Here is a 21343-nt window from a genome sequence, read left to right on the forward strand (position 1 = left end):
GGTTGATAGGTCTGGTGTGGAAGCGTGGCGACACGTGGAGCTGACAGATACTAATCGGTCGAGGGCTTATCCTTAAAAAGCATGAAGTTTGGAAACGTCGTATCTAGTTTTGAGAGAACATACTCTCAACTAAATAAAATCATGGTTAACGTCATGGTTAGGTCTAGTGATGATGGCGAAGAGGTCACACCCGTTCCCATACCGAACACGGAAGTTAAGCTCTTCAGCGCCGATGGTAGTTGGGGGTTTCCCCCTGTAAGAGTAGGACATCGCTAGGCAAAATGAGGAAGATGGATGAGATCCATCTTCTTTTTTTGTGTTATAAGAAGGTAAGAAGATGGTCTAGCCATCTTCTTTTTTATTTGTTTCATAAGTAATTTGTCGAAAAGCCTATAAATGAAGAATTAGGGCCTAGAAACGAGAATTACGGCCTATAAAGTTTATTTACGGCCTATAAATGCAAAATTACGGCCTACAAAATAAAATTACGGCCTATAAACGCTTTTCCCCTATTGAAGGAAAGAGATCCTGCCCAGCGAAAACCCCATGAAATCACAATCTTTGAACTACCAGGAATCTCCGCAAACCGTCAATTAAGTCTACTAAATCCAAATAATTAGGTCTGAATTTAGGACAATTAGGTCTAAGTTTTAAAAATAAGGTCTAAATATATACCTTAATTAAGTCTAAATCAAAAAAAATAAGTCTTCTCTTATGCCATCATATCCTCACAAGTCACCTTATCATCCAATTTCCTCCACATACCTTATTACTCTTACTATCGCTGATTTATGCTACACTAGAAGATAAAAATAATGGGGAGGCCATAAATAATGAAAAATGTTCATTTCGATACATCCACTGTACATGCAGGTGGTCATAACAGTGTAAAGTCAGTAAGCAAGGTTAAGCCGATCTATCAGACATCAGCATTTTCTTTTTCTGATTTGGATGACTTAGAAGATTATTTTCGCGGCAAGAACGATTTCTTATATACAAGAATGAACAATCCGAACCAAGATGATTTTGCCCGTGGAGTGGCTCAGCTGGAACAAGCTCCTGCGGGTGTGGTTACATCATCGGGTATTTCAGCAATATTAGTCGGAATCTTATCTGTGGTTGAGCATGGCGATCATATAGTGGCTTGCGAAGATTTATATGGAGGAACCTATCAGCTTCTTTCTGATGAATTGAAAAGTTTCGGTATCGAAACTTCATTTGTTTCTTTTAACGATCTAAGCGAAATAGAAAAAAGTATCCGCCCAAACACAAAATTAATTTACTCAGAATCCGTAACAAACCCGTTATTAAGAGTAGAAGACCTTAACGCGCTAGTTAGCTTAGCAAAAAAGCATGATCTAACAACGATGATTGACAATACATTTGCAACGCCTTTTGTTTTACAGCCGTATACACAAGGAGTGGACCTTGTCGTTCATAGTGCAACGAAGTACTTGAATGGACATAGTGATGTAACAGCTGGTGTAGTTGTTGGCAGCGAGGAACTTATTGCAAGAGCTAAATCCAAGATGATTCACCTTGGCTGCAACCTTGGTCCGTTTGATTCATGGCTGGCATCCAGAGGACTGAAAACGTTAAGCGTGCGTATGGAACGTCATTTGGGAAATGCACAGGCGTTAGCCAACGAATTAAATGGAACAAAAGGCATTAAAAAGGTGTACTATCCTGAGTTTGTAAGTGAAAAAGGCAATGGTGCTATCGTTACGATTGAATTAGACGACAAAAGTGATGTGCATACGTTTTTTAAGTCACTGGACTGGGTACACATCGTTCCAACCTTAGCTGGTGTAGAAACAACGGTATCGTATCCGTTAGGCACTTCTCATCGTTCACTGCCACCAGAGGTTTGTGAAAAGCTAGGCATTAATAAAAATGTCATCCGTATATCCGTTGGGATTGAAAACGCAGAAGATATTTGTGCAGTTTTTAAAACGGCTGCACAGAAAGCTTTAGGGCTTTAAACTGTAATAAAAACGAAATTGTTAGACCATGTCGAATCGTGGTATGATACCAGAGTGAAAGCGCTTCATCACCATATACATCAAGGGAGGCATAAAAAAATGAAGCCGAAAGAAGAATTACATCGCGGGCTCGAGGAAAGACACATTACGCTGATGTCTCTCGGGGCTGCTATTGGAGTGGGCTTATTTTTAGGGTCAGCTTCAGCTATAGAAATGGCAGGACCAGCAATTTTATTTGCTTATGCTCTAGGTGGAGCAGTAATGTTTATGATTATGAGAGCTTTAGGTGAGATGGCGGTCCATCAGCCTGTAGCAGGCTCTTTTAGTCGTTATGCAAGAAACTATCTTGGTCCATTGGCTGGATACCTGACAGGGTGGAATTATTGGTTCTTATGGATTGTTACTTGTATGGCTGAAATAACAGCTGTTGGTATCTACATGAAAATGTGGTATCCGGATGTACCGACATGGATCTGGGCATTAGCAGCTCTTGTAATTATGGCGAGTGTAAACTTAATTGCAATTAAGGCATACGGTGAGTTTGAATTTTGGTTTGCTTTGATTAAAATCGTTGCCATTGTTTTAATGATCATCGTTGGTCTTGGTATGATTATTTTTGGTTTTGGAAACGGTGGAGCAGCTACCGGAATCAGCAACCTTTGGGAAAATGGCGGATTTGCACCAAATGGCATTAAAGGTGTTTTAATGTCAATGCAAATGGTAATGTTCGCTTATTTAGGAATAGAAATGATTGGTGTTACTGCAGGGGAAGTAAAGAATCCAGGCAACGCAATCTCTAAAGCAGTAAATACTGTTTTCTGGCGTATTCTTTTATTTTACGTTGGGGCATTGTTTGTTATTATGTCTATTTATCCGTGGGATCAGATCGGAACACAAGGAAGTCCGTTCGTTCTTACTTTTGAAAAAATCGGCATTGGACAAGCAGCTGGTATCATTAACTTTGTTGTGTTGACTGCAGCATTATCTAGCTGTAACAGCGGGATCTTCAGTACAGGACGCATGCTATTCAATCTGGCAGAACAAAAGCAGGCACCAGCAAAGCTTCAAAAGATCGGAAAGACGGGAGTTCCGTCTTTTGCGATTTTAGTATCCGCAGCTGCATTGCTAGTTGGAGTTGTTCTTAACTACCTAGTTCCTGAAAAAGTTTTTGTATGGGTAACAAGTATCTCAACATTCGGAGCGATTTGGACATGGGGAATAATCCTCTTATCTCAATTGAAGTTCCGAAAAGGCTTAAGTGAAGAAGAAAAGAAATCCTTGAAGTTTAAGGCGCCGTTCTGGCCGTATGGATCATATATTGCACTTGCCATTCTTTTATTTGTTGTAGGTTTAATGGCTTACTTCCCAGATACAAGAATCGCTTTAATCGTTGGACCATGCTGGCTTATATTATTAACGGTCATCTATTATGCAAAAGGTTTCCATAAAACTTCTGAAAAAGAAAATAAAGCCGCATAATAAAAGGGCACTGGAAGAAATAAAAATTTCCAGTGCCTAATATTAATTAAACACTTGCAACATAATAATAAACGTGGTATATTAATAAATGTCCGAAACAAGTTGTTAATTAACAACCTTTTATAACGTCGCGGGGTGGAGCAGTCTGGTAGCTCGTCGGGCTCATAACCCGAAGGTCGCAGGTTCAAATCCTGTCCCCGCAACCAATTAAATTTTCATGAACTGCGTCGAGAAACTTTTTGACCATGAAATATCAGTAGTGCCTATAGGGTGCAACCAATTTTATTTCATGAACAACGTCGAATTACATCTTGACCATGAAATATCAGAAGTGCCCATTGGGTGCAACTACACTAATTACATACAAGCTGGACCCGTGGTGTAGTGGTTAACATGCCTGCCTGTCACGCAGGAGATCGCCGGTTCGACCCCGGTCGGGTCCGCCACTTTTAAAAAACGAAACAAGGTTTCGTGTTTTTTTATGTCTAAAAGTAAGTTAAACTAAAAATATACTACTGATACCTTAGGAGTTCGATCTGATCCTAAGGCTTTTTTATAAACAGATTTAGCCAAAGAGGTGACTTCCCGATGCTTCGTGACGAATTTGAATGGATTAAAAGCATTACACCTGATTCTTCTTTTCAGAAAGAATTAATAACAGGTATTGGTGATGATGCCGCGCTTTGGTCAGTTAGTGAAGATATGGATCAAGTGGTCTGTGTGGATACTATGGTTGAAGGGGTTCATTTTACAAAAGAGACAATGTCACCTTATCTCGCAGGATATAAGGCGCTTGCTGTAAATTTAAGTGATTTAGGAGCAATGGGTGCCATACCCCAGTTTTATTTAGTTTCCATAGCAATATCGAAAGACTGGAACGAAGAAGAGCTAGATGAAGTTTATAAAGGAATGGCCGATCTAGCGTACAAATACAAAACGGATCTCGTTGGCGGCGATACTGTCTCTACAAAAGGTCCTCTTGTATTAACAGTAACCGTTATTGGAAAAGTAGAAAAAGGGAAACGTTTGCTCCGGAAGAATGCAAAGCCAGGTGACCGTGTCTTTTTAACCGGAATGACGGGAGAATCTGCAGCTGGACTTCAGTTGTTATTAGAAAAAACGAGATACCATCATTTTGACAGTAAGGAAGGTCAGCTGGTTAAACAGCATCAAATGCCATCGCCTCACATTGAACAAGGACGAATTCTCGCTTTAAGCGGTTATCGGATTTCTTTAAACGATGTTAGTGATGGGATTGCCAGTGAGCTTAACGAAATTGCTGAAGCAAGCGGTGTGGTGATACATATTGAAAAGGACAAAATACCAGCCAGTTCATTATTAGCCAAGCTTCCTAAAGCTGATCAGCTCAAACATCAGCTTTATGGCGGAGAAGATTATGTACTGACAGGAACAGTATCAAAAGAGAATTTTGAAGAACTGGCTTTAACTTTCAAGCAGTCTTCTCTCCCTTTTTATGAAATTGGGAAAGTTGGAGAAGCTGGTCATTCAGCAGTCTATCTGCACAGCAAAGAAAAAGAAACACCAGAGCTGCTCACAAAACAAGGTTTTAATCATTTTAGGGAAAGGTAAGAGGAAGTCATGAGTACTTATCATTTTAAAACAAAGTCAGCAGAAGAAACGATGACTTTTGCTGAAAAGCTGGGTACAGTCCTCGAAGCAGGGGATGTTCTAACCCTCGCTGGAGATCTTGGAGCCGGAAAGACGACCTTTACGAAAGGTCTTGCCAAAGGATTAGGCATAACCCGGACTGTAAATTCCCCTACCTTTACCATCATTAAAGAATATCATGGCCGTATGCCGCTGTATCATATGGATGTGTACCGGCTGGAAGACTCTGATGAAGATTTAGGTTTTGAAGAGTATTTTTCAAGTGATGGTGTTTGTGTAGTAGAATGGGCAACCTTTATAAAAGACTATCTGCCTGAAGAAAGACTTGAACTTGTTATCTCACACATTGGCGAAGACGAGCGAGAAATACAAGTAACTCCTCTTGGAGAAAGATATGAAGAACGTGTTAAGGAGATTATGCAATGAAAGTACTGGCAATAGATACATCCAACCTCGTTATGGGGATTGCCGTATTGGATGAAGGAAAAGTTCTTGGTGAGTATATTACTAACTTGAAGAAGAATCATTCCATTCGGGTCATGCCTGCGATCGAGCAGCTAATGAAAGAAACTAGTGTTAGTCCTGCAGAACTTGACCGCATTGTGGTTGCAAAAGGTCCAGGATCTTACACGGGTGTCCGTATTGGCGTTACGATTGCCAAAACATTAGCATGGACTCTAAAAAAAGATCTTGTAGGTATATCAAGTCTTGAAGTACTCGCACAAAGCGGCAAGTACTTTGATGGCTATACAGTTCCATTATTCGATGCGAGGCGCACTCAAGTTTTTACGGGTCTTTATGGAAAGGCTGACTCGGGAGAATTTGAAAACCTTTGGGAAGACCGCATCATCTTATTAAAAGATTGGCTTGAAATGCTGCAAACTACTGATAAAAAGATTTTATTTGTAGGAAACGATCTTCCGCTTCATCACGAAACGATTGCTGAAGTGCTTGCCAGTCAGGCCGTTTTTGGACAAGTGTCTGACCATAATCCAAGACCGGGTGAGCTAGGACGTATCGGCATGCTAAAAAAGCCAGATGACATTCATTCGTTTACACCAGATTATCTTCAACTAGCCGAAGCTGAAGTGAACTGGCTTAAGGCACAAGGCAAGTAGGTGTTTCATTTGGGAGAGGCATATACTTTCAGACTGGCAAAAGTAAGTGACATAGATGATATCCTTGGGATCGAACAGTCTTCCTTCGCCGTTCCTTGGTCAAGAGAAGCCTTTTACAGAGAAATTGTTGAAAATCAATTTGCGTATTACCTTATCATTGAAGATCATTTCCAGCCAGTCGGTTATTGCGGCGTATGGCTTGTAATGGATGAAGCACATGTGACGAATGTTGCTATTCTTCCTTCTTACAGAGGAAGAAAGCTTGGAGAGCAGCTATTGAAAGAAGCGATGCTGCTTTCAAAAAGACATGGTGCCGCAACGATGACGCTTGAAGTACGTGTAAGCAATCATATTGCTCAGAACCTATACACAAAACTCGGGTTCGAATCAGGCGGAATCAGGAAAAACTATTACAGTGATAACGGTGAAGATGCGTTAGTTATGTGGGTGGAACTATGAGAAAAGATGAAATCATATTAGCGATAGAAACAAGCTGTGATGAGACGGCAGTCGCCATCGTTAAAAACGGAACAGAGCTGCTGGCAAACATAGTGGCTTCACAGATTGAAAGCCACAAGCGGTTTGGCGGAGTAGTGCCTGAAGTGGCTTCGCGTCATCATGTAGAACAAATTACGATCGTGATAGAAGAGGCCTTAAATAAGGCTGAGCTTGAGCCAGCAGATTTAACTGCGGTTGCGGTCACAGAAGGACCAGGACTAGTAGGTGCGCTCCTCATTGGTGTTAATGCTGCGAAGGCATTTGCGTTTGCACACGGACTTCCTCTTGTACCGGTTCATCATATAGCAGGACACATCTACGCGAACCGTCTTGTAAAAGAAATGACGTTTCCGTTGTTGTCATTGATCGTTTCAGGCGGCCATACGGAGCTTGTTTTAATGGAGGAACACGGAATCTTCAAGGTAATCGGAGAAACAAGAGACGATGCAGCGGGTGAAGCGTATGATAAAGTGGCAAGAACACTGAACATGCCGTACCCTGGCGGTCCACATATCGATAAGCTCGCACAAGAAGGGGAACCAAACATTGACCTTCCGAGAGCTTGGCTTGAGCCAGAATCACTTGATTTTAGTTTCAGCGGACTAAAATCGGCTGTCATTAATACGGTTCATAATGCAACACAGCGCGGTGAAGTGATTAAACCAGAAGATTTAGCAGCGAGCTTTCAAGCGAGTGTTGTGGATGTTCTTGTGGAAAAAACATATCGTGCAGCAGAGCAGTATAAAGTAAAACAGGTGCTCCTTGCTGGCGGTGTAGCAGCAAATAAAGGGCTGCGCAAAGCACTGGAAGAACGATTTAAGGACACAGGATATGATTTAGTGATTCCGCCTTTGGACTTATGCACGGATAATGCAGCGATGATCGCGGCAGCGGGCAGTGTAGCCTATCAAAAGGGTACACGAGGTGATATGGCACTAAACGGAGTGCCTGGATTAGATTTGGAGGCTCAATAAGGTAAAAGAAAGCTCTTTTCCATCTGGAGAAGAGCTCTTTTGATTATCGACGTAAATAGACTTCTTTCGACAGTATTCTTTGTGGAAAAGTTATGCACAGCTTTGTGGATATTGTGGAAAAGAAAGATAACACTTCTCAAATTAAGGGTTCTTGTTATACACAATTCACACAATGTATACACATTTTTTTGTGGATAAAGTGGATAAGTGAGGAATACACCTTTAAAATCTAAAGTTTTCCTGTGGATAACAAAAAAGCTGACAAACCTCAGTGGGTTGTCAGCTTTTGACTGTTAAGCGTTCTGTAATTCTTCCCATTCTTCCATTAAAGCTTCCATTTCACTATTTAATGCGTCTAATTGTGACTGGAAATCCTGTGTTTTCTCATAATCCTGAAATACTTCAGGTTTACAAAGCTCACCTTCAGCATAGGCGATCTTGCCCTCCAGCCCTTCAAGCAGCTCTTCGATTTCCTCGATACGGCGCTGGCGTTTACGGTCTTGTTTTTTCGCTTCTTTATCGATTGAGTTCTTCGTATTGTTGGATTGATCCGCTGATTGATTGCTTACAGCACTCTCTGCATTTTGACGTTTGGCGATTTCTTCACGAGCTTTCATTTCATTCTTTTTTTCTGTGTAATAATCATAGTCGCCGAGGTACTCCGTTAGTCCATTAGGCGCCAATTCAACAACTTTAGTTGCGATCCGGTTAATAAAATAACGGTCATGAGACACAAAAAGAATGGTTCCTGGATAATGAATCAAAGCTTGTTCCAGCACTTCTTTGCTATCAAGGTCCAAGTGGTTCGTAGGCTCATCCAATAACAGCAGATTTCCTTTTTCCATCATGAGCTTTGCAAGGGCAAGGCGTGCTTTCTGTCCGCCGCTTAGCTCGTTTACAAGCTTTAAGACGTCATCTGCGCTGAAAAGGAATTGACCAAGAATGGAACGTATTTCTTTTTCTGTCTTTTCCGGATAATCATCCCAAAGCTCGTTTAGAAGTGTTTTCCTCGAATGCAGATCAGCTTGTTCCTGATCATAATGTGAAATCTTCAAGCCGCTGCCATAACGAATATCACCCGTAAGAAGCGGCAGCTGTTTTCTAATTACTTTTAAAAGTGTTGATTTACCGATCCCGTTTGGCCCGACAATAGCTATACTATCCTGACGGTTGACTGCCAGGTTCACATTTTCAAAAAGTGGAAATCCGCTCTCATAACCGGTGCTCACTCCATCAAGCTTCAACACATCGTTTCCGCTCTGTCTTTCAATATCAAATGAAAAGGAAGCGGACTTCTCCGCACCTGAAGGACGGTCCTTGAGGTCCATTTTTTCAAGCTGTTTACGTCTGCTTTGTGCTCGTTTTGTTGTAGATGCCCGTACAATATTGCGTTGAATAAAGTCTTCGAGCTTTGCAACTTGGTCCTGCTGTTTCTCAAACTCTTTCATTTCTTGAGCATAGCGTTCTGCTTTTTGTTCGAGATAACTGGAGTAGTTTCCGGTATAACGATAAGATCGCTTTCTGGAGACTTCATAAACAGTCGTGACGATTTTATCAAGGAAATAACGGTCATGGGAGACAATTAAAATGCCGCCCGGATAACTCTGTAAGTATTGCTCGAGCCACGTGAGCGTTTTAATATCCAAGTGGTTCGTAGGTTCGTCCAGAATAAGCAGATCAGGCTTTGTCAGGAGAAGCTTTGCAAGAGCGAGCCTTGTTTTCTGTCCGCCGCTCAGCGTATTGATTCTGGTGTCTCGGTCAAAATCGGCGAATTGAAACCCGTGAAGAACGGTACGGATCTCGGCTTCATATTGATAACCGCCTTCGTCTTTAAATTGAACCTGCAGCTCATCATAATCTTTTAAAAGGCGCTCATACTCAGCAGCATTTTCTAAGACTTCTGGATCTCCCATGCGTGCTTCCATCTCCCGCAGCTTTTTCTCTTTTTTGCGAAGAGGTTCAAAGACGGAGAGCATTTCATTCCAGATCGTTTCATTAGAATCAAGGCCAGCATCCTGCGCGAGGTATCCTGTTTTCACATCTTTCGGAATCATGACATGACCCGAATCATACGAATACTCACCAGTAATGACCCGAAGCAGTGTGGATTTTCCTGCTCCGTTCCTGCCTACTAGCGCGATGCGTTCGCCTGTTTGAACTTCTAGTTTTATATGGGATAAAATGACGTCAGCTCCAAAAGACTTGGTGACATCTTGAACTTGTAATATAATCATTTCGATTTCACCTCTATGAAAAAGGGTGATTATTTATTTTAGTGGCTTTGTTCTAAAGGATTGCTGCTTGTGAACAAAGCAGTGAGTACGCTTCATTGACAAGTTGGTTGGAGCGCAAGGTGCGAGACTCCTGGGGGATTAGCGGGACAGGTGAGACTCCTAACGGCGCAAAGCGCAGAGGAGGCTCACCGCACGCCCCCCGGAAAGCGAGCATCCTGAAGCGGAAATCAACTACTTCCACTAGCCTTTAAATAACAATCGTAACCCTGTCTACTAGTAGTTTAGCGCAGTTTGGGGATTCGCGCCAACAAAGGGAATGTTAACATTTTGCAATATTTACAAGGAAGAATATAACGACAATAAAAGCGGTTTCGTGTATATTCAACATGAGGAGTGGTTTTATGAAAGAGTTAACTCATTTTAACGAAGAAGGCCGTGCCAGAATGGTAGATATTTCTGAAAAAGAAACTTCGTACCGGACAGCCATCGCAGTCAGCGGGATAACTGTATCTGAAGAAGTCTTCCTTAAGATAAAAGATAATAAGTTCAAAAAAGGGGACGTTCTAGCAGTTGCTCAAATCGCTGGCATCATGGCGGCTAAAAAGACATCTGACTGGATTCCAATGTGCCATCCGCTCTCATTAACCGGCGTTGATCTATCCTTTCAATGGAACAAAGAGAATGAAGAAGGATACAAATTAAATATACAAGCTGAAGTAAGAACTAAAGGAAGTACCGGGGTTGAAATGGAAGCACTCACTGCCGCATCTGCAGCGGCGTTAACCGTTTATGACATGTGTAAAGCGGCCGATAAAGGAATGATCATCGGTCCAACATATCTCGTATCCAAAACCGGTGGAAAGAATGGGGATTTTGTACGCTCATCAAGCCCAGACAAAGTATGATACAATAGGAAAAGATAAGCTTTCTTACATGGAGGGCCCATACATGAACCAAGATCAGCTAAAAATACCGCATGCTACAGCTAAACGGCTGCCATTATATTACCGGTTTTTAAAGAACCTATCCTCTTCTGGAAAGCAAAGGGTGTCCTCTGCTGAATTAAGTGAGGCTGTAAAAGTAGATTCTGCTACAATACGCAGAGATTTTTCCTATTTTGGTGCGTTAGGAAAAAAAGGTTATGGCTACAATGTTAATTACTTGCTGTCATTTTTCCGAAAAACACTTAATCAGGATGAAACAACAACGGTTGCTTTAATCGGAGTAGGTAATTTAGGCACAGCCTTTTTGCATTATAATTTCACAAAAAATAATAATACAAAAATAGAAGTGGCATTCGATGTGGATTCATCTAAGATTGGCACCGAGATTGCAGGCGTACCTATTTATCATACAAATGATATTGAAAGTGAACTGAAAAAACGGGGTATTGACGTTGCCATTCTAACTGTCCCTGTTGGCGCAGCCCAGACAATCGCCGATCAGCTGGAAAGAGCGGGTGTTAAAGGAATTTTAAACTTTACCCCGGCACGTCTAACCTTATCTTCAGAAATCCGCGTACATCATATCGATCTAGCTGTAGAATTGCAGTCACTCGTTTATTTTATGAAAAATTATTCTTAAAGGAGGCAGTACAATGTTAGGACCAGGAAGTATCGCTGTCATTGCAGGTGTAGCATTAATTTTATTCGGACCTAAGAAGCTCCCTGAGTTAGGGAAAGCAGCAGGGAAGACGCTGCGTGAGTTCAAGAATGCAACAAAAGGCATTATGGACGATGACGATGATAAGAAGAAGGAAAGCGAACAACAGAAGTAAGGATGTTTTTCTATGACCTCTGAAAAAAATATGACGTTATACGGCCACATTGGTGAGTTAAGAAAACGCATCGTGTGGGCACTAATAGCTTTCTTTGTATTTCTCATCGTTGGATTTTTCTTAGCGAAACCGGTGATCGTGTATTTGCAAAGTGATCCGATCGCTAAAGATATACAGATGAACGCATTTCACTTAACAGACCCATTGAATGTCTACATGACTTTTGCATTCTTTATCGGGTGTGTTTTAGCAGCTCCTGTGGCGCTGTACCAGCTTTGGGCGTTTATCAGCCCGGGTCTTTATGAAAATGAACGAAAAGTAACTTTGATGTATATCCCGATCGCATTTCTGCTTTTCTTAACGGGATTAGCATTCTCCTATTTCATTCTCTTTCCGTTTGTTGTTAGTTTTATGGGAAACGTTGCGAGCGCACTAAGTGTTGAAGGAGAATATGGGATTCAGGAGTATTTCTCGTTTTTATTCAATATCACACTGCCGTTTGGATTGCTGTTTCAATTTCCGGTACTTATTATGTTTTTAACGCGGTTAGGGATTGTAACTCCTGACTATCTGAAGAAGATTAGGAAAATAGCTTATTTTGGGATTTTAGTGATTGCAGGATTTATTACGCCTCCAGAACTTTTGTCTCACTTAATGGTAACTTTCCCGTTAATTCTTCTTTATGAGATCAGTATCTTGATTTCCAGAACAGCTTATAAAAAAAGAATGAAAGCAGAAGTGGAAGCTCTGGTGAAAGAAAGAGAAGCTGAAATTGAATCTGCATTTCATGAATAGGAAGAGGGCGAACCTTTAGCGGGTGAGCCCTTTTTTTGGATGGAGCGAAACTGAAGGGTCAACTGGCGAAACGGTATAATTTGGGGGTGTAACTCGGCCAAGTCGGGTTGGAACAAGCACTTAAACGGGTTAAGCGCTGCAGGGATGAAATATCATCTTGAAATCATTGGAAAAAGGGTAACAGATTCATAAAAAGCTGAGTAGTAGGTCTTTTTGAATATGCATTTGTTCTTTTTTCTATTTTTTGCTCATTTTAAGTACAAAAAAGATGGATGGTGATCCATCTTCCTCTTTGTCATACGCCTCCGCTTTTTTCTGCACATGCTTTAAGGCTTTTTTCGTAAACGTAGCGGTATTAGAGTCAGGTGATTTCCTGGTCCAAGATTCAAGAAAAGGAAATTTGAGCGAAAAAGGGATATTTTGAGCGAAACGAAGGTAGTTTGAGCGCAGCAAGAGAATCCTGAGCCTAACTCTTCGTTTTTGAGCGAAACCTCAATGATTCTGAGCGAACATGTAATAAATATAAGAACACGTACCATAAAACCCCGCTTTTCATCAACCCCGCTGCTCCTGACGTCGTTTCGTACCTTTCAAAAAAAGAAAAACTGCCCCCAAAAAGGGCAGCTTTTCGTATTTATTTTCTTCGTTTTCTTTTTAAGTGGTTGTTCAAAGCGAAATAACGGATGGCATTAGCAAAATCGAACGTTGCGACAACCATCGTGATGATGGTCCAGAAGCTCGTCATCCCATATTCGTTTGAATAATGTACAGCTAAGTACGTAAAGACGAGTCCGATTCCTAAATATAAAAATGCCATAAACAAAGGTGATGTCTTCATAGCAGTCCTCCAAAAATCAATTGCGCTGTTTCTAGCTGTTGTTCCATTTCCTTAATTTTATCTGCAAGGAAAATCTGAACGATTAAAACAAGTGTATTCATTGCAACGTGTGCAGCGATCGGGACAATAAGCCTCTTCGTCCGAACGTACAGATATGCAAAGGTAAAGCCCATTGCTGTGTAGATTAATAAGTGTGTAAAGTCCGCATGAACAGCAGCAAAGATAAGAGAACTGATCAAAGCAGAGATAAAGAAATTAAATCGTTTATGAAGCGATCCGAAAATAATTTTCCGGAAGATAATCTCTTCTAAAATCGGACCAACAATCGCTGTGACCACCATAAAGTACTTTACATCTTTTACGATTTCAACAAGCTTCTCCGTGTTTTGAGAACCAGGCTCAATTCCGAATACATTTATCTCAATAAGGCTAGCTATGATTTGAGCGGCATAGGCCATGAAAATACCGATAATCGACCACATCACTGCAGAGCCTTTTGACACGCGTTCTGAATCACGATGCCGGCTTTTCATCTCAGGCATCAGCATATAAAGGATGATGAAGAGAGCTGCAATAAAGCTGATCGTTCCCCACATTCCAAACAACTGATTTTTAGGTACGCCAAGCTCGTTCAAAAGAGGAATTCCAAGATATCCTGAGAATTGCATAAGTATGTATATAAAGATGATCCACCAGTATTTTTTCTTCAAATTAAGTTCTCCTTTGATTCCTCACCCGAATACTATTCTTGTTACTACTCTCTCTATATGCTAACCCATTTTACCATAGAATAGGCATGGCTCGCGAGGATATCGATTTTGAGAAGTTTTTCGTATTTCCTGCTTGCAAAGTTTTAAAGTTTTATTTATTATTAGAAATGGAGTTAGCACTCACTAACAAAGAGTGCTAATAAGAAAATCTTTTTAACTATTTAAGGAGGGTGTTTCACTTGTTAAAGCCATTAGGTGACCGTATTATTATTGAGCTTGTAGAAGGTGAAGAAAAAACTGCAAGCGGCATTGTATTGCCAGATTCAGCAAAAGAAAAGCCTCAAGAAGGAAAAGTTGTTGCTGTAGGTACGGGCCGTGTAACGGATAACGGCGAGCGTATCTCTTTAGAAGTTTCAGAAGGAAACACGATTATTTTCTCTAAATACGCTGGTACAGAAGTGAAGTACCAAGGCAAAGAATACTTGATTCTTCGTGAATCTGACGTTTTAGCGATCGTAGGCTAATCTCAGAGAATTGAAGCTTCAATGATTTGAAGCTACATAAATAAAGCATATGTAAGTCACTAACTTTTTAAATTAATGGGAGGGTTTTTACATGGCTAAAGATATTAAATTTAGTGAAGACGCACGCCGCTCAATGCTTCGTGGTGTTGATGCATTAGCGAACGCAGTAAAAGTAACGCTTGGACCTAAAGGGCGCAACGTTGTGCTTGAAAAGAAATTCGGTTCTCCGCTTATCACAAATGACGGTGTAACAATCGCAAAAGAAATCGAGCTTGAAGATGCATTCGAAAACATGGGTGCGAAGCTTGTTGCTGAAGTAGCAAGCAAAACGAACGATGTTGCTGGTGACGGAACGACAACTGCAACAGTACTTGCTCAAGCGATGATCCGTGAAGGACTTAAGAACGTAACAAGCGGTGCAAACCCAATGGTACTTCGTAAAGGGATCGAAAAAGCGACAGCTGCTGCAGTTGCAGAGCTTAAAGCAATCTCTAAGCCGATCGAAGGCAAAGAATCTATCGCACAAGTTGCATCGATCTCTGCAGCTGACGATGAAGTAGGTCAATTGATTGCTGAGGCAATGGAGCGCGTTGGAAACGACGGTGTAATCACAATCGAAGAATCTAAAGGATTCACAACTGAGCTTGAAGTGGTTGAAGGTATGCAGTTCGACCGCGGATATGCTTCTCCATACATGGTTACAAACTCTGACAAGATGGAAGCAGAGCTTGAGAACCCGTACATCCTGATCACAGATAAGAAGATTACAAACATTCAAGAAATCCTTCCAGTTCTTGAGCAAGTTGTACAACAAGGCAAGTCATTGTTGTTGATTGCTGAAGACGTTGAAGGTGAAGCACTTGCTACATTAGTAGTTAACAAGCTTCGCGGAACATTTAATGCAGTAGCTGTAAAAGCTCCTGGATTCGGTGACCGCCGTAAAGCTATGCTAGAAGACATCGCAGTACTAACTGGCGGTGAAGTGATCACAGAAGAGCTAGGTCTTGACCTTAAGACTGCGAACATCACACAGCTTGGTACAGCTTCTAAAGTTGTTGTAACGAAAGAAAACACAACTATCGTTGAAGGTGCTGGAGAGTCTGCGAAGATTGCAGCTCGTGTTAACCAAATTAAAGCTCAGCTTGAAGAAACAACTTCAGAGTTTGATAAAGAAAAATTACAAGAGCGCCTAGCAAAACTAGCTGGCGGAGTAGCGGTAATCAAAGTTGGTGCGGCTACTGAAACTGAGTTGAAAGAGCGCAAACTTCGTATTGAAGACGCATTGAACTCAACGCGTGCGGCAGTTGAAGAGGGTATCGTATCCGGTGGTGGTACAGCTCTAGTTAACGTACTTTCTGCGATCGAAAAACTAGATGCTACTGGTGACGAGTTAACAGGTGTTAAACTTGTTCAACGTGCACTTGAAGAGCCAGTTCGTCAAATCGCACACAACGCTGGTCTTGAAGGATCTGTTGTGGTTGAGCGCTTGAAAAACGAAGAAGTAGGAATCGGATTCAACGCAGCAACTGGCGAGTGGGTAAACATGTTCGATTCTGGAATCGTTGACCCAACAAAAGTTACGCGTTCTGCGCTTCAAAACGCAGCATCCGTTTCTGCAATGTTCTTAACAACTGAAGCAGTAATCGCGGATAAGCCTGAAGAAAACGCTGGCGGCGGAATGCCTGACATGGGCGGCATGGGCATGGGCGGAATGGGCGGTATGATGTAATTAACATCATAAGGCCCCGATATATGAGGGGTTTTATGGAGTTGGTTTGCAAATGCTCATACTTTTGCTCATAGAAGAATATAAAATAGTGATTAGAGAAGGTCTTTCATCAGTTTACTAAACTGGTGGGAGGCCTTTTCTTCCATAGAAAAGCCCGCGAAAACAGGCTTTTCATTTTTTCATTCTTAATAATAATGAATATCTTTAATTTATTTGGCTCTTTTCGTAAATACTGTTGCTATTCAATAAAAGCATCCTTTAGTTTAATAAGAGAATATATTTTCTTGATTGTCGATTAGTTTAATTATTGCTGTTTCAACTGACCTAAACATGCCATTAAATAACATTTGTTTGTGGTTTTTATCCTCTTTTACCCAAAATCATTATTTTTGTTTATTTACTACAGAAAGAGCAATTGTCAATTTCAGCAAATTTTCTATCAATTTAGCATTGAGATAAGAGTTGATAAAAAGTAAGTTAAAACGTTGATTTTATAATAAAAGAAACCTACTCTCTTCGAACAAAGATTTATCAAAATGTGCGGGTTTAATTTTTCCATTAATTTAGTTTTTATAAAAAAGATTTATCAAAACGTTATTGGGTTTGAGTTTGGGAACTAAAAACGAAATTAGTCCCGTCATATGTAATTCCATCCATAAATAATAGTATATTTATTAAGCCTTCAAACTCATTATTGAAGTCTAGTAAACTTTTGTTGTTTGTACTGAACCAAGTTGTGGAATCCTCCGAGGCATGGACATTTCTGTGGCGATTTAATACTATTTGATCTAAATTGGTTTTATCCCTACCTGAGAATGCATTAATTGGAGGTCTTAGTCCACTATCAATATCTAAACTTAATTCACCCAATACCAATTGTTTTATTTTTGAGTATTCTGGATTATTAAAACTTTTTAAACGAATTGATAAATCACCAAGTTCAATATCTGTTAAACCTTTTATAATAAGACAATTATAGATTATATGTTTTATTGAAGCTTCTAAAAAACGTGTAGCCTTAGTATAAATATCTGTATTTAAAATAGCTCTAATTTTAACATCGTTAGGATCTCTTAGTTGAAATGATTGTATATTACTCATGTCTCTCATGAAAGAAGCATAATATAATTGAATATCCGAATGTCTAAAATTAATCATTCTTATCACCTTCTAGAACATCCAGGCCAATTGAAATCAATTTATAAACAGGCATCTTTGTGATATTATCATTCAATAGAATATTACGAATTTTATCAAAACTAAATTCATCTTGGCCCTTAGATACCAATATTCCTAATGGTATAAATAACAGCATATATATTTGTTGATCAATTCCAGTTTTGTTCTTAAAAATATCTAATCCAAACTCTTTATAAACAATTTTCAACACAGTGTTAAAGATATCAGCTAATCTGTCCGCTAATATTAAGTTATTTCTATTTTCTTGTATAAATTTATCCATTTGTTCATTTAATGGTGTCCTTTTAATATTCTCATTGTAAACTAATGCAAAAAATTTCAATATTTCTTCAGAATCTTTATATCTTGGATTAATGGGTTTATTATAAAATCCTCTCCATAATTGAGTATTATTTAAATTATTAATTGTATCAATCATTATTCCGCTATACATACGATTTCGAAATTCTTGACTTGTTAAATTTGTTCCACCCATGTTAAGTCTATAGAAAATCTCTTCTACTACTTTGTCATCATTCCATATATCTTCTACAACTGTAACACTTATTACTGAATTTAATAGTCTATCTCGTTCTTTATTTGGCAGGTCAAAAAATGTACTATATTGTAGCGTACCTTTTAAATTAATTTTTAATTCATTATTGAAAAATGCATGAATTGTTCTTAATCTTTGAATACCATCAATAACTTTATATTTCCCATAACTTTTTTCATCTTCATACAGAAAAATGGTGGGTACTGGAAAATTTCTGTATATAGAATCTATAAACAGACTTTGTTTTTTCTTACTCCATATAAAGTTCCTATAAATATTAGTATCTATCTCTATTTGCTTATCCTCAATAAGCCTCATTATTTCAATTATCGACATAGATAAACTATAATATCTTAACTTTTCACTCAATCTAACTTCCCCTTTTATCTTTTATTCCCACCTAATACGGGCTTTTGTTAATTTTATCATACTCTTCAAAAGATTAGTTGATCCTCTTCAACTATCCTGCACCGTTAGCTGAAAAAGCTCTTGAAAAACAGTATCAAAAAATTAAACCTTGTCTTATTGAATAGAAAAGGAACAATCCTTATGAAAAGAGCCATTTATTTAAAAAGAACTCTAAGAAGTACAGTTTAAAAGCCTATTTTGGTTGAAAAGGAAAGAAAAAGGTTAGATATCTATTGCTCATAATTTTGCTCATAATGTTTTTCGATTCTGTGTTGAAATATTCTATTTAATAGGTGAAACCCCTATTATTTCGATGGCTTTATAATTATATTTTCTTCTATTCTATATCTTGATGAATGGGCGGCATGATGTAAGCTGCCCTTCACTCCATAGTAATAAAGAATACTATTTTCTCGAAAGTGAGAAAAGAAAAAGACTACTTTCTAAAAACAAGGAAGTAGTCTTTTTCAAGTTATTGAAATTGGCTTATCAAGAGCTTTAAAAAATACATATTTAAATCAAAACTCATTAGAAATAGATATAAAAAGAAAATGATATTGTAAAAAATTTGAAGGATTTTGCATTTTTTGGTCGAATTTATTTACTAATACTATCTAGAGGTGATCAATTGTTAAAACTTAGAATGGATTCATTAGAATGGGCATTGAAACATATAGAGAACTATGGTGATACTGATATCTTCCCAGTTCCATTTGAATATAAAGCAATTAGGCATGTATGGGATACTAATATAAGAGAATTACCTAGTGGTACTACACTTAAAGAATTTTTGAGAAATCAAGATATGCTGCAGTGGAATGTAAGGGATTTTAGAAGAAGCCTTACACCAAAGCATAAATTTGGTTTTCGGTTATCAACCCAGTTAGATCCGTTGGATACTTTGGTATATCTTGCATTAGTTTATGAGATTGGCCAAGATATTGAACAAAAGAGGATACCTGTTGATAGGAATGTAAGTTTTTCTTATAGATTTAATCCAAATGATGACGGAAGAATGTTTGATTCTGAAATTCATTATGGAAGCTTCTTGAATTATTGTGAAGAGAAGGTTGATGAATTTGTAGGGGATGACACTATTGAGTATGTTGTAGTAGCAGACATCGCAGATTTTTTCCCTAGATTATATTTACATCCATTGGAAAATGCATTAAGTTCTTGTACTACAAAGTCAAATCACGCTCGTGCAATCAAGCGTCTACTAAACAGTTGGAATTATAGCATTTCTTATGGAATACCAGTTGGTCAGGACGCATCAAGATTACTTGCCGAACTTACACTTAATGATATAGATGAAGGATTATTAAGTGAAGGTATAGACTTTTGTAGGTATGTTGATGATTTTAGGATATTTTGTTCTAGTGAAAAAGAAGCTTATCAACAATTAGCTTTGTTAGCGGAAATGTTGTTTGAAAATCATGGTTTAACCTTACAACAACATAAAACTAGGATAGTACCTGTTGATGAATTCAGAAGGAATTATTTAAAATCTGAAGAGTCTATAGAGATTCAAAGGTTATCAGATGAATTTTTAGGAATTATACAAGAAATGGGGATAGATGACCCATACGGTGAAATCGATTATGATATTTTACCAGATGAAATGCAGGAACAAATAAATAGTTTAAACCTTGTGGCAATTCTTCAAGAACAAATTGATTCAGATAACGCTGATGCAAAAATAGTCGGATTTGTTTTGAGAAGGATGGCTCAATTAAAAAACGCCGATGCCTTAGAATTAGTCTTAGATAATATAGATAAATTATATACAGCTTTCCAACATATCTTTATTTACATTAACGAATTAGAACTAAGTGTTTCTCAAAAGGTGGAAGTAAGTGAAAAACTAATAGGAATATTAGAAGATTCCATTGTAGGGCATTTAGAATTCCACAGAATGTGGCTATTTAAAACTTTTAGTAACGGAACAGGATGGAATATTGATAGATTAGCTACATACTATAATGAATATTTCGATGACTTTTCAAGAAGAAAAATAATTTTGGCTCTTGGTAAAGCAAATCAACAATCGTGGTTTAAGACTAGGAAAAGAAATATAATGCAATTGCCTAATTGGCAACGAAGAGCATTTTTAGCTTCTGCGAACTGCCTTCCCGGCGATGAAGCAAATCATTGGTACCGTTCAATCCTACCAAGATTGGATATATTAGAGGTAGCAGTAGTAAAGTGGGCAGAGAGTAGGTAAACAAAGTAATATTATGTTAAGAACTAGGGAAAATTGAGTATTTCTAATTGAAAAGTAAGAATGAGGAATGAGCCGCCAATTCAATAATGGTGGCTTTTTCTTTTGAGGACTGACAATCTTGTTCAATAAAACAGAAAAAGACTTAGCAAAACAAAACCAATTTATTAAAACAAAGAAGGGGTTTTGGTTGGAGATAAGCTGATAAAGAATAGAGAGTGTACTAGGTGTAAACAAGCAAAAAGTATATTTGATTTTAAGAAAGATAAACGTAGAGAGGCAGGTAGAAGCTCTTGGTGCAAAACTTGCCATACGGGACAGTCAAAGGAGTATAGAGCACGAGTACCGTATCTTGATCGAATAGATTTAGATAAAGAGATTGATAAAAAGAGAGGTGGAGAGAAAAGTACCCTGAAAAAGTGGCTAACCAAGCTTTATCCAGTGAAGTAGTCTATGTACTTTAGAATGATTACATTAAGAACTCTGTTTTTTCCTAAAACTGAAGCTGTAATCGCTGTTTTAAGTAGAATCGAGTGGAATGCTACATTTTCCTTACTAGGAAACTATAAAAGAGGCTTCTTATAAGTTGAACAAACTTGTGAGAAGCTTTTTTCTATCTGTTATAGAGTTATTCTAATTAATAAACTAAAGAAGGTTCATGTAGTTTTTCCCGTAACGAAAAGAAAATTTTA

19 protein-coding genes, 2 tRNA genes and 1 rRNA gene are annotated in these 21343 nt (G+C 38.8%); 17 read left to right on the forward strand and 5 right to left on the reverse strand.

Translation table 11 applies throughout. The features are described from left to right. Positions 1–162 precede the first annotated feature (162 nt). From rrf to tsaD, 10 genes are all read left to right on the forward strand, one after another. A 5S ribosomal RNA gene (gene rrf, locus M3196_RS19320) occupies positions 163–278 on the forward strand. Between the two features lie 555 nt (positions 279–833). Beyond that, positions 834–1982, forward strand: a complete 1149-nt coding sequence (locus M3196_RS19325; RefSeq protein WP_251323981.1) for a trans-sulfuration enzyme family protein — start codon at positions 834–836, stop codon at positions 1980–1982. 99 nt (positions 1983–2081) lie between these two features. Beyond that, positions 2082–3461: an amino acid permease gene (locus M3196_RS19330; RefSeq protein ID WP_251323982.1), complete on the forward strand. Its 1380-nt coding sequence runs from the start codon at positions 2082–2084 to the stop codon at positions 3459–3461. A 129-nt stretch (positions 3462–3590) separates the two neighbouring features. Continuing rightward, positions 3591–3667 (forward strand) — tRNA-Met (locus tag M3196_RS19335). A 164-nt stretch (positions 3668–3831) separates the two neighbouring features. Next, positions 3832–3907, forward strand: a tRNA-Asp gene (locus M3196_RS19340). 142 nt (positions 3908–4049) lie between these two features. After that, positions 4050–5051, forward strand: coding sequence for a thiamine-phosphate kinase (gene thiL, locus M3196_RS19345; protein WP_251323983.1), 1002 nt, complete (start codon positions 4050–4052; stop codon positions 5049–5051). A gap of 9 nt (positions 5052–5060) precedes the next feature. Further along, positions 5061–5516, forward strand: coding sequence for a tRNA (adenosine(37)-N6)-threonylcarbamoyltransferase complex ATPase subunit type 1 TsaE (tsaE, locus tag M3196_RS19350; RefSeq protein ID WP_251323984.1), 456 nt, complete (start codon positions 5061–5063; stop codon positions 5514–5516). Further along, positions 5513–6208 carry a tRNA (adenosine(37)-N6)-threonylcarbamoyltransferase complex dimerization subunit type 1 TsaB gene (gene tsaB, locus M3196_RS19355; RefSeq protein WP_251323985.1) on the forward strand — a complete coding sequence of 232 codons (696 nt, stop codon included), beginning with the start codon at positions 5513–5515 and terminating at the stop codon, positions 6206–6208. Before tsaE ends, tsaB begins: the two co-directional genes overlap by 4 nt. Positions 6209–6217: 9 nt before the next feature. Continuing rightward, complete coding sequence (rimI, locus tag M3196_RS19360; protein ID WP_251323986.1) at positions 6218–6667, forward strand: ribosomal protein S18-alanine N-acetyltransferase; 450 nt, start codon at positions 6218–6220, stop codon at positions 6665–6667. Then, positions 6664–7680 carry a tRNA (adenosine(37)-N6)-threonylcarbamoyltransferase complex transferase subunit TsaD gene (gene tsaD / locus M3196_RS19365; RefSeq protein WP_251323987.1) on the forward strand — a complete coding sequence of 339 codons (1017 nt, stop codon included), beginning with the start codon at positions 6664–6666 and terminating at the stop codon, positions 7678–7680. Before rimI ends, tsaD begins: the two co-directional genes overlap by 4 nt. 293 nt (positions 7681–7973) lie before the next feature. Here tsaD and M3196_RS19370 read toward each other — a convergent pair whose 3' ends face one another. Next, positions 7974–9914: an ABC-F family ATP-binding cassette domain-containing protein gene (locus tag M3196_RS19370; protein ID WP_251323988.1), complete on the reverse strand. Its 1941-nt coding sequence runs from the start codon at positions 9912–9914 to the stop codon at positions 7974–7976. Positions 9915–10315: 401 nt separating this feature from the next. Between M3196_RS19370 and moaC the strand changes: the two genes are divergently transcribed. From moaC to tatC, 4 genes are read left to right on the forward strand one after another with little or no spacing between them, the layout of a single operon-like run. Next, positions 10316–10819: a cyclic pyranopterin monophosphate synthase MoaC gene (gene moaC, locus M3196_RS19375; protein WP_251323989.1), complete on the forward strand. Its 504-nt coding sequence runs from the start codon at positions 10316–10318 to the stop codon at positions 10817–10819. A 43-nt stretch (positions 10820–10862) separates the two neighbouring features. Further along, positions 10863–11498, forward strand: a complete 636-nt coding sequence (locus M3196_RS19380; RefSeq protein WP_251323990.1) for a redox-sensing transcriptional repressor Rex — start codon at positions 10863–10865, stop codon at positions 11496–11498. Between the two features lie 13 nt (positions 11499–11511). Next, positions 11512–11691 carry a twin-arginine translocase TatA/TatE family subunit gene (locus M3196_RS19385; RefSeq protein ID WP_251323991.1) on the forward strand — a complete coding sequence of 60 codons (180 nt, stop codon included), beginning with the start codon at positions 11512–11514 and terminating at the stop codon, positions 11689–11691. A gap of 12 nt (positions 11692–11703) precedes the next feature. Further along, positions 11704–12486, forward strand: a complete 783-nt coding sequence (gene tatC, locus M3196_RS19390; protein WP_251323992.1) for a twin-arginine translocase subunit TatC — start codon at positions 11704–11706, stop codon at positions 12484–12486. 634 nt (positions 12487–13120) lie between these two features. Here tatC and M3196_RS19395 read toward each other — a convergent pair. Next, a complete protein-coding gene (locus M3196_RS19395) occupies positions 13121–13324 on the reverse strand; it encodes a YdiK family protein (protein ID WP_251323993.1) in 204 nt (67 codons plus the stop codon). Continuing rightward, a complete protein-coding gene (locus M3196_RS19400) occupies positions 13321–14034 on the reverse strand; it encodes a CPBP family intramembrane glutamic endopeptidase (RefSeq protein ID WP_251323994.1) in 714 nt (237 codons plus the stop codon). Before M3196_RS19400 ends, M3196_RS19395 begins: the two co-directional genes overlap by 4 nt. A 239-nt stretch (positions 14035–14273) precedes the next feature. Here M3196_RS19400 and groES point away from each other — a divergent pair, with 239 nt between their 5' ends. Next, positions 14274–14558 (forward strand): co-chaperone GroES, encoded by a 285-nt coding sequence (groES, locus tag M3196_RS19405; protein WP_066242572.1) that lies wholly within the window; start codon positions 14274–14276, stop codon positions 14556–14558. 91 nt (positions 14559–14649) lie between these two features. Next, positions 14650–16287, forward strand: a complete 1638-nt coding sequence (gene groL, locus M3196_RS19410) for a chaperonin GroEL (protein WP_251323995.1) — start codon at positions 14650–14652, stop codon at positions 16285–16287. A gap of 594 nt (positions 16288–16881) precedes the next feature. Here the strand turns inward: groL and M3196_RS19415 are convergent. Then, on the reverse strand, positions 16882–17445 hold the full coding sequence (locus M3196_RS19415; protein WP_251323996.1) for a hypothetical protein: 564 nt from the start codon (positions 17443–17445) through the stop codon (positions 16882–16884). Then, positions 17438–18391, reverse strand: coding sequence for a DUF262 domain-containing protein (locus M3196_RS19420; RefSeq protein ID WP_251323997.1), 954 nt, complete (start codon positions 18389–18391; stop codon positions 17438–17440). The genes M3196_RS19415 and M3196_RS19420 overlap by 8 nt, the downstream gene beginning before the upstream one ends. A 667-nt stretch (positions 18392–19058) precedes the next feature. Here M3196_RS19420 and M3196_RS19425 point away from each other — a divergent pair. Beyond that, on the forward strand, positions 19059–20654 hold the full coding sequence (locus M3196_RS19425; protein ID WP_251323998.1) for an RNA-directed DNA polymerase: 1596 nt from the start codon (positions 19059–19061) through the stop codon (positions 20652–20654). Positions 20655–21343: the final 689 nt, after the last annotated feature.

It is taken from the genome of Fictibacillus nanhaiensis (assembly GCF_023715445.1).
GTDB lineage: Bacteria > Bacillota > Bacilli > Bacillales > Fictibacillaceae > Fictibacillus > Fictibacillus nanhaiensis_D.

What these genes read in the sequence shown, in the direction of transcription:
- M3196_RS19325 (WP_251323981.1), top strand. Translation starts at nt 834, where the DNA reads ATGAAAAATGTTCATTTCGATACATCCACTGTACATGCAGGTGGTCAT.
- M3196_RS19330 (WP_251323982.1), top strand. Translation starts at nt 2,082, where the DNA reads ATGAAGCCGAAAGAAGAATTACATCGCGGGCTCGAGGAAAGACACATT.
- thiL (WP_251323983.1), top strand. Translation starts at nt 4,050, where the DNA reads ATGCTTCGTGACGAATTTGAATGGATTAAAAGCATTACACCTGATTCT.
- tsaE (WP_251323984.1), top strand. Translation starts at nt 5,061, where the DNA reads ATGAGTACTTATCATTTTAAAACAAAGTCAGCAGAAGAAACGATGACT.
- tsaB (WP_251323985.1), top strand. Translation starts at nt 5,513, where the DNA reads ATGAAAGTACTGGCAATAGATACATCCAACCTCGTTATGGGGATTGCC.
- tsaD (WP_251323987.1), top strand. Translation starts at nt 6,664, where the DNA reads ATGAGAAAAGATGAAATCATATTAGCGATAGAAACAAGCTGTGATGAG.
- M3196_RS19370 (WP_251323988.1), bottom strand. Translation starts at nt 9,914, where the DNA reads ATGATTATATTACAAGTTCAAGATGTCACCAAGTCTTTTGGAGCTGAC.
- moaC (WP_251323989.1), top strand. Translation starts at nt 10,316, where the DNA reads ATGAAAGAGTTAACTCATTTTAACGAAGAAGGCCGTGCCAGAATGGTA.
- M3196_RS19380 (WP_251323990.1), top strand. Translation starts at nt 10,863, where the DNA reads ATGAACCAAGATCAGCTAAAAATACCGCATGCTACAGCTAAACGGCTG.
- M3196_RS19385 (WP_251323991.1), top strand. Translation starts at nt 11,512, where the DNA reads ATGTTAGGACCAGGAAGTATCGCTGTCATTGCAGGTGTAGCATTAATT.
- tatC (WP_251323992.1), top strand. Translation starts at nt 11,704, where the DNA reads ATGACCTCTGAAAAAAATATGACGTTATACGGCCACATTGGTGAGTTA.
- M3196_RS19395 (WP_251323993.1), bottom strand. Translation starts at nt 13,324, where the DNA reads ATGAAGACATCACCTTTGTTTATGGCATTTTTATATTTAGGAATCGGA.
- groL (WP_251323995.1), top strand. Translation starts at nt 14,650, where the DNA reads ATGGCTAAAGATATTAAATTTAGTGAAGACGCACGCCGCTCAATGCTT.
- M3196_RS19415 (WP_251323996.1), bottom strand. Translation starts at nt 17,445, where the DNA reads ATGATTAATTTTAGACATTCGGATATTCAATTATATTATGCTTCTTTC.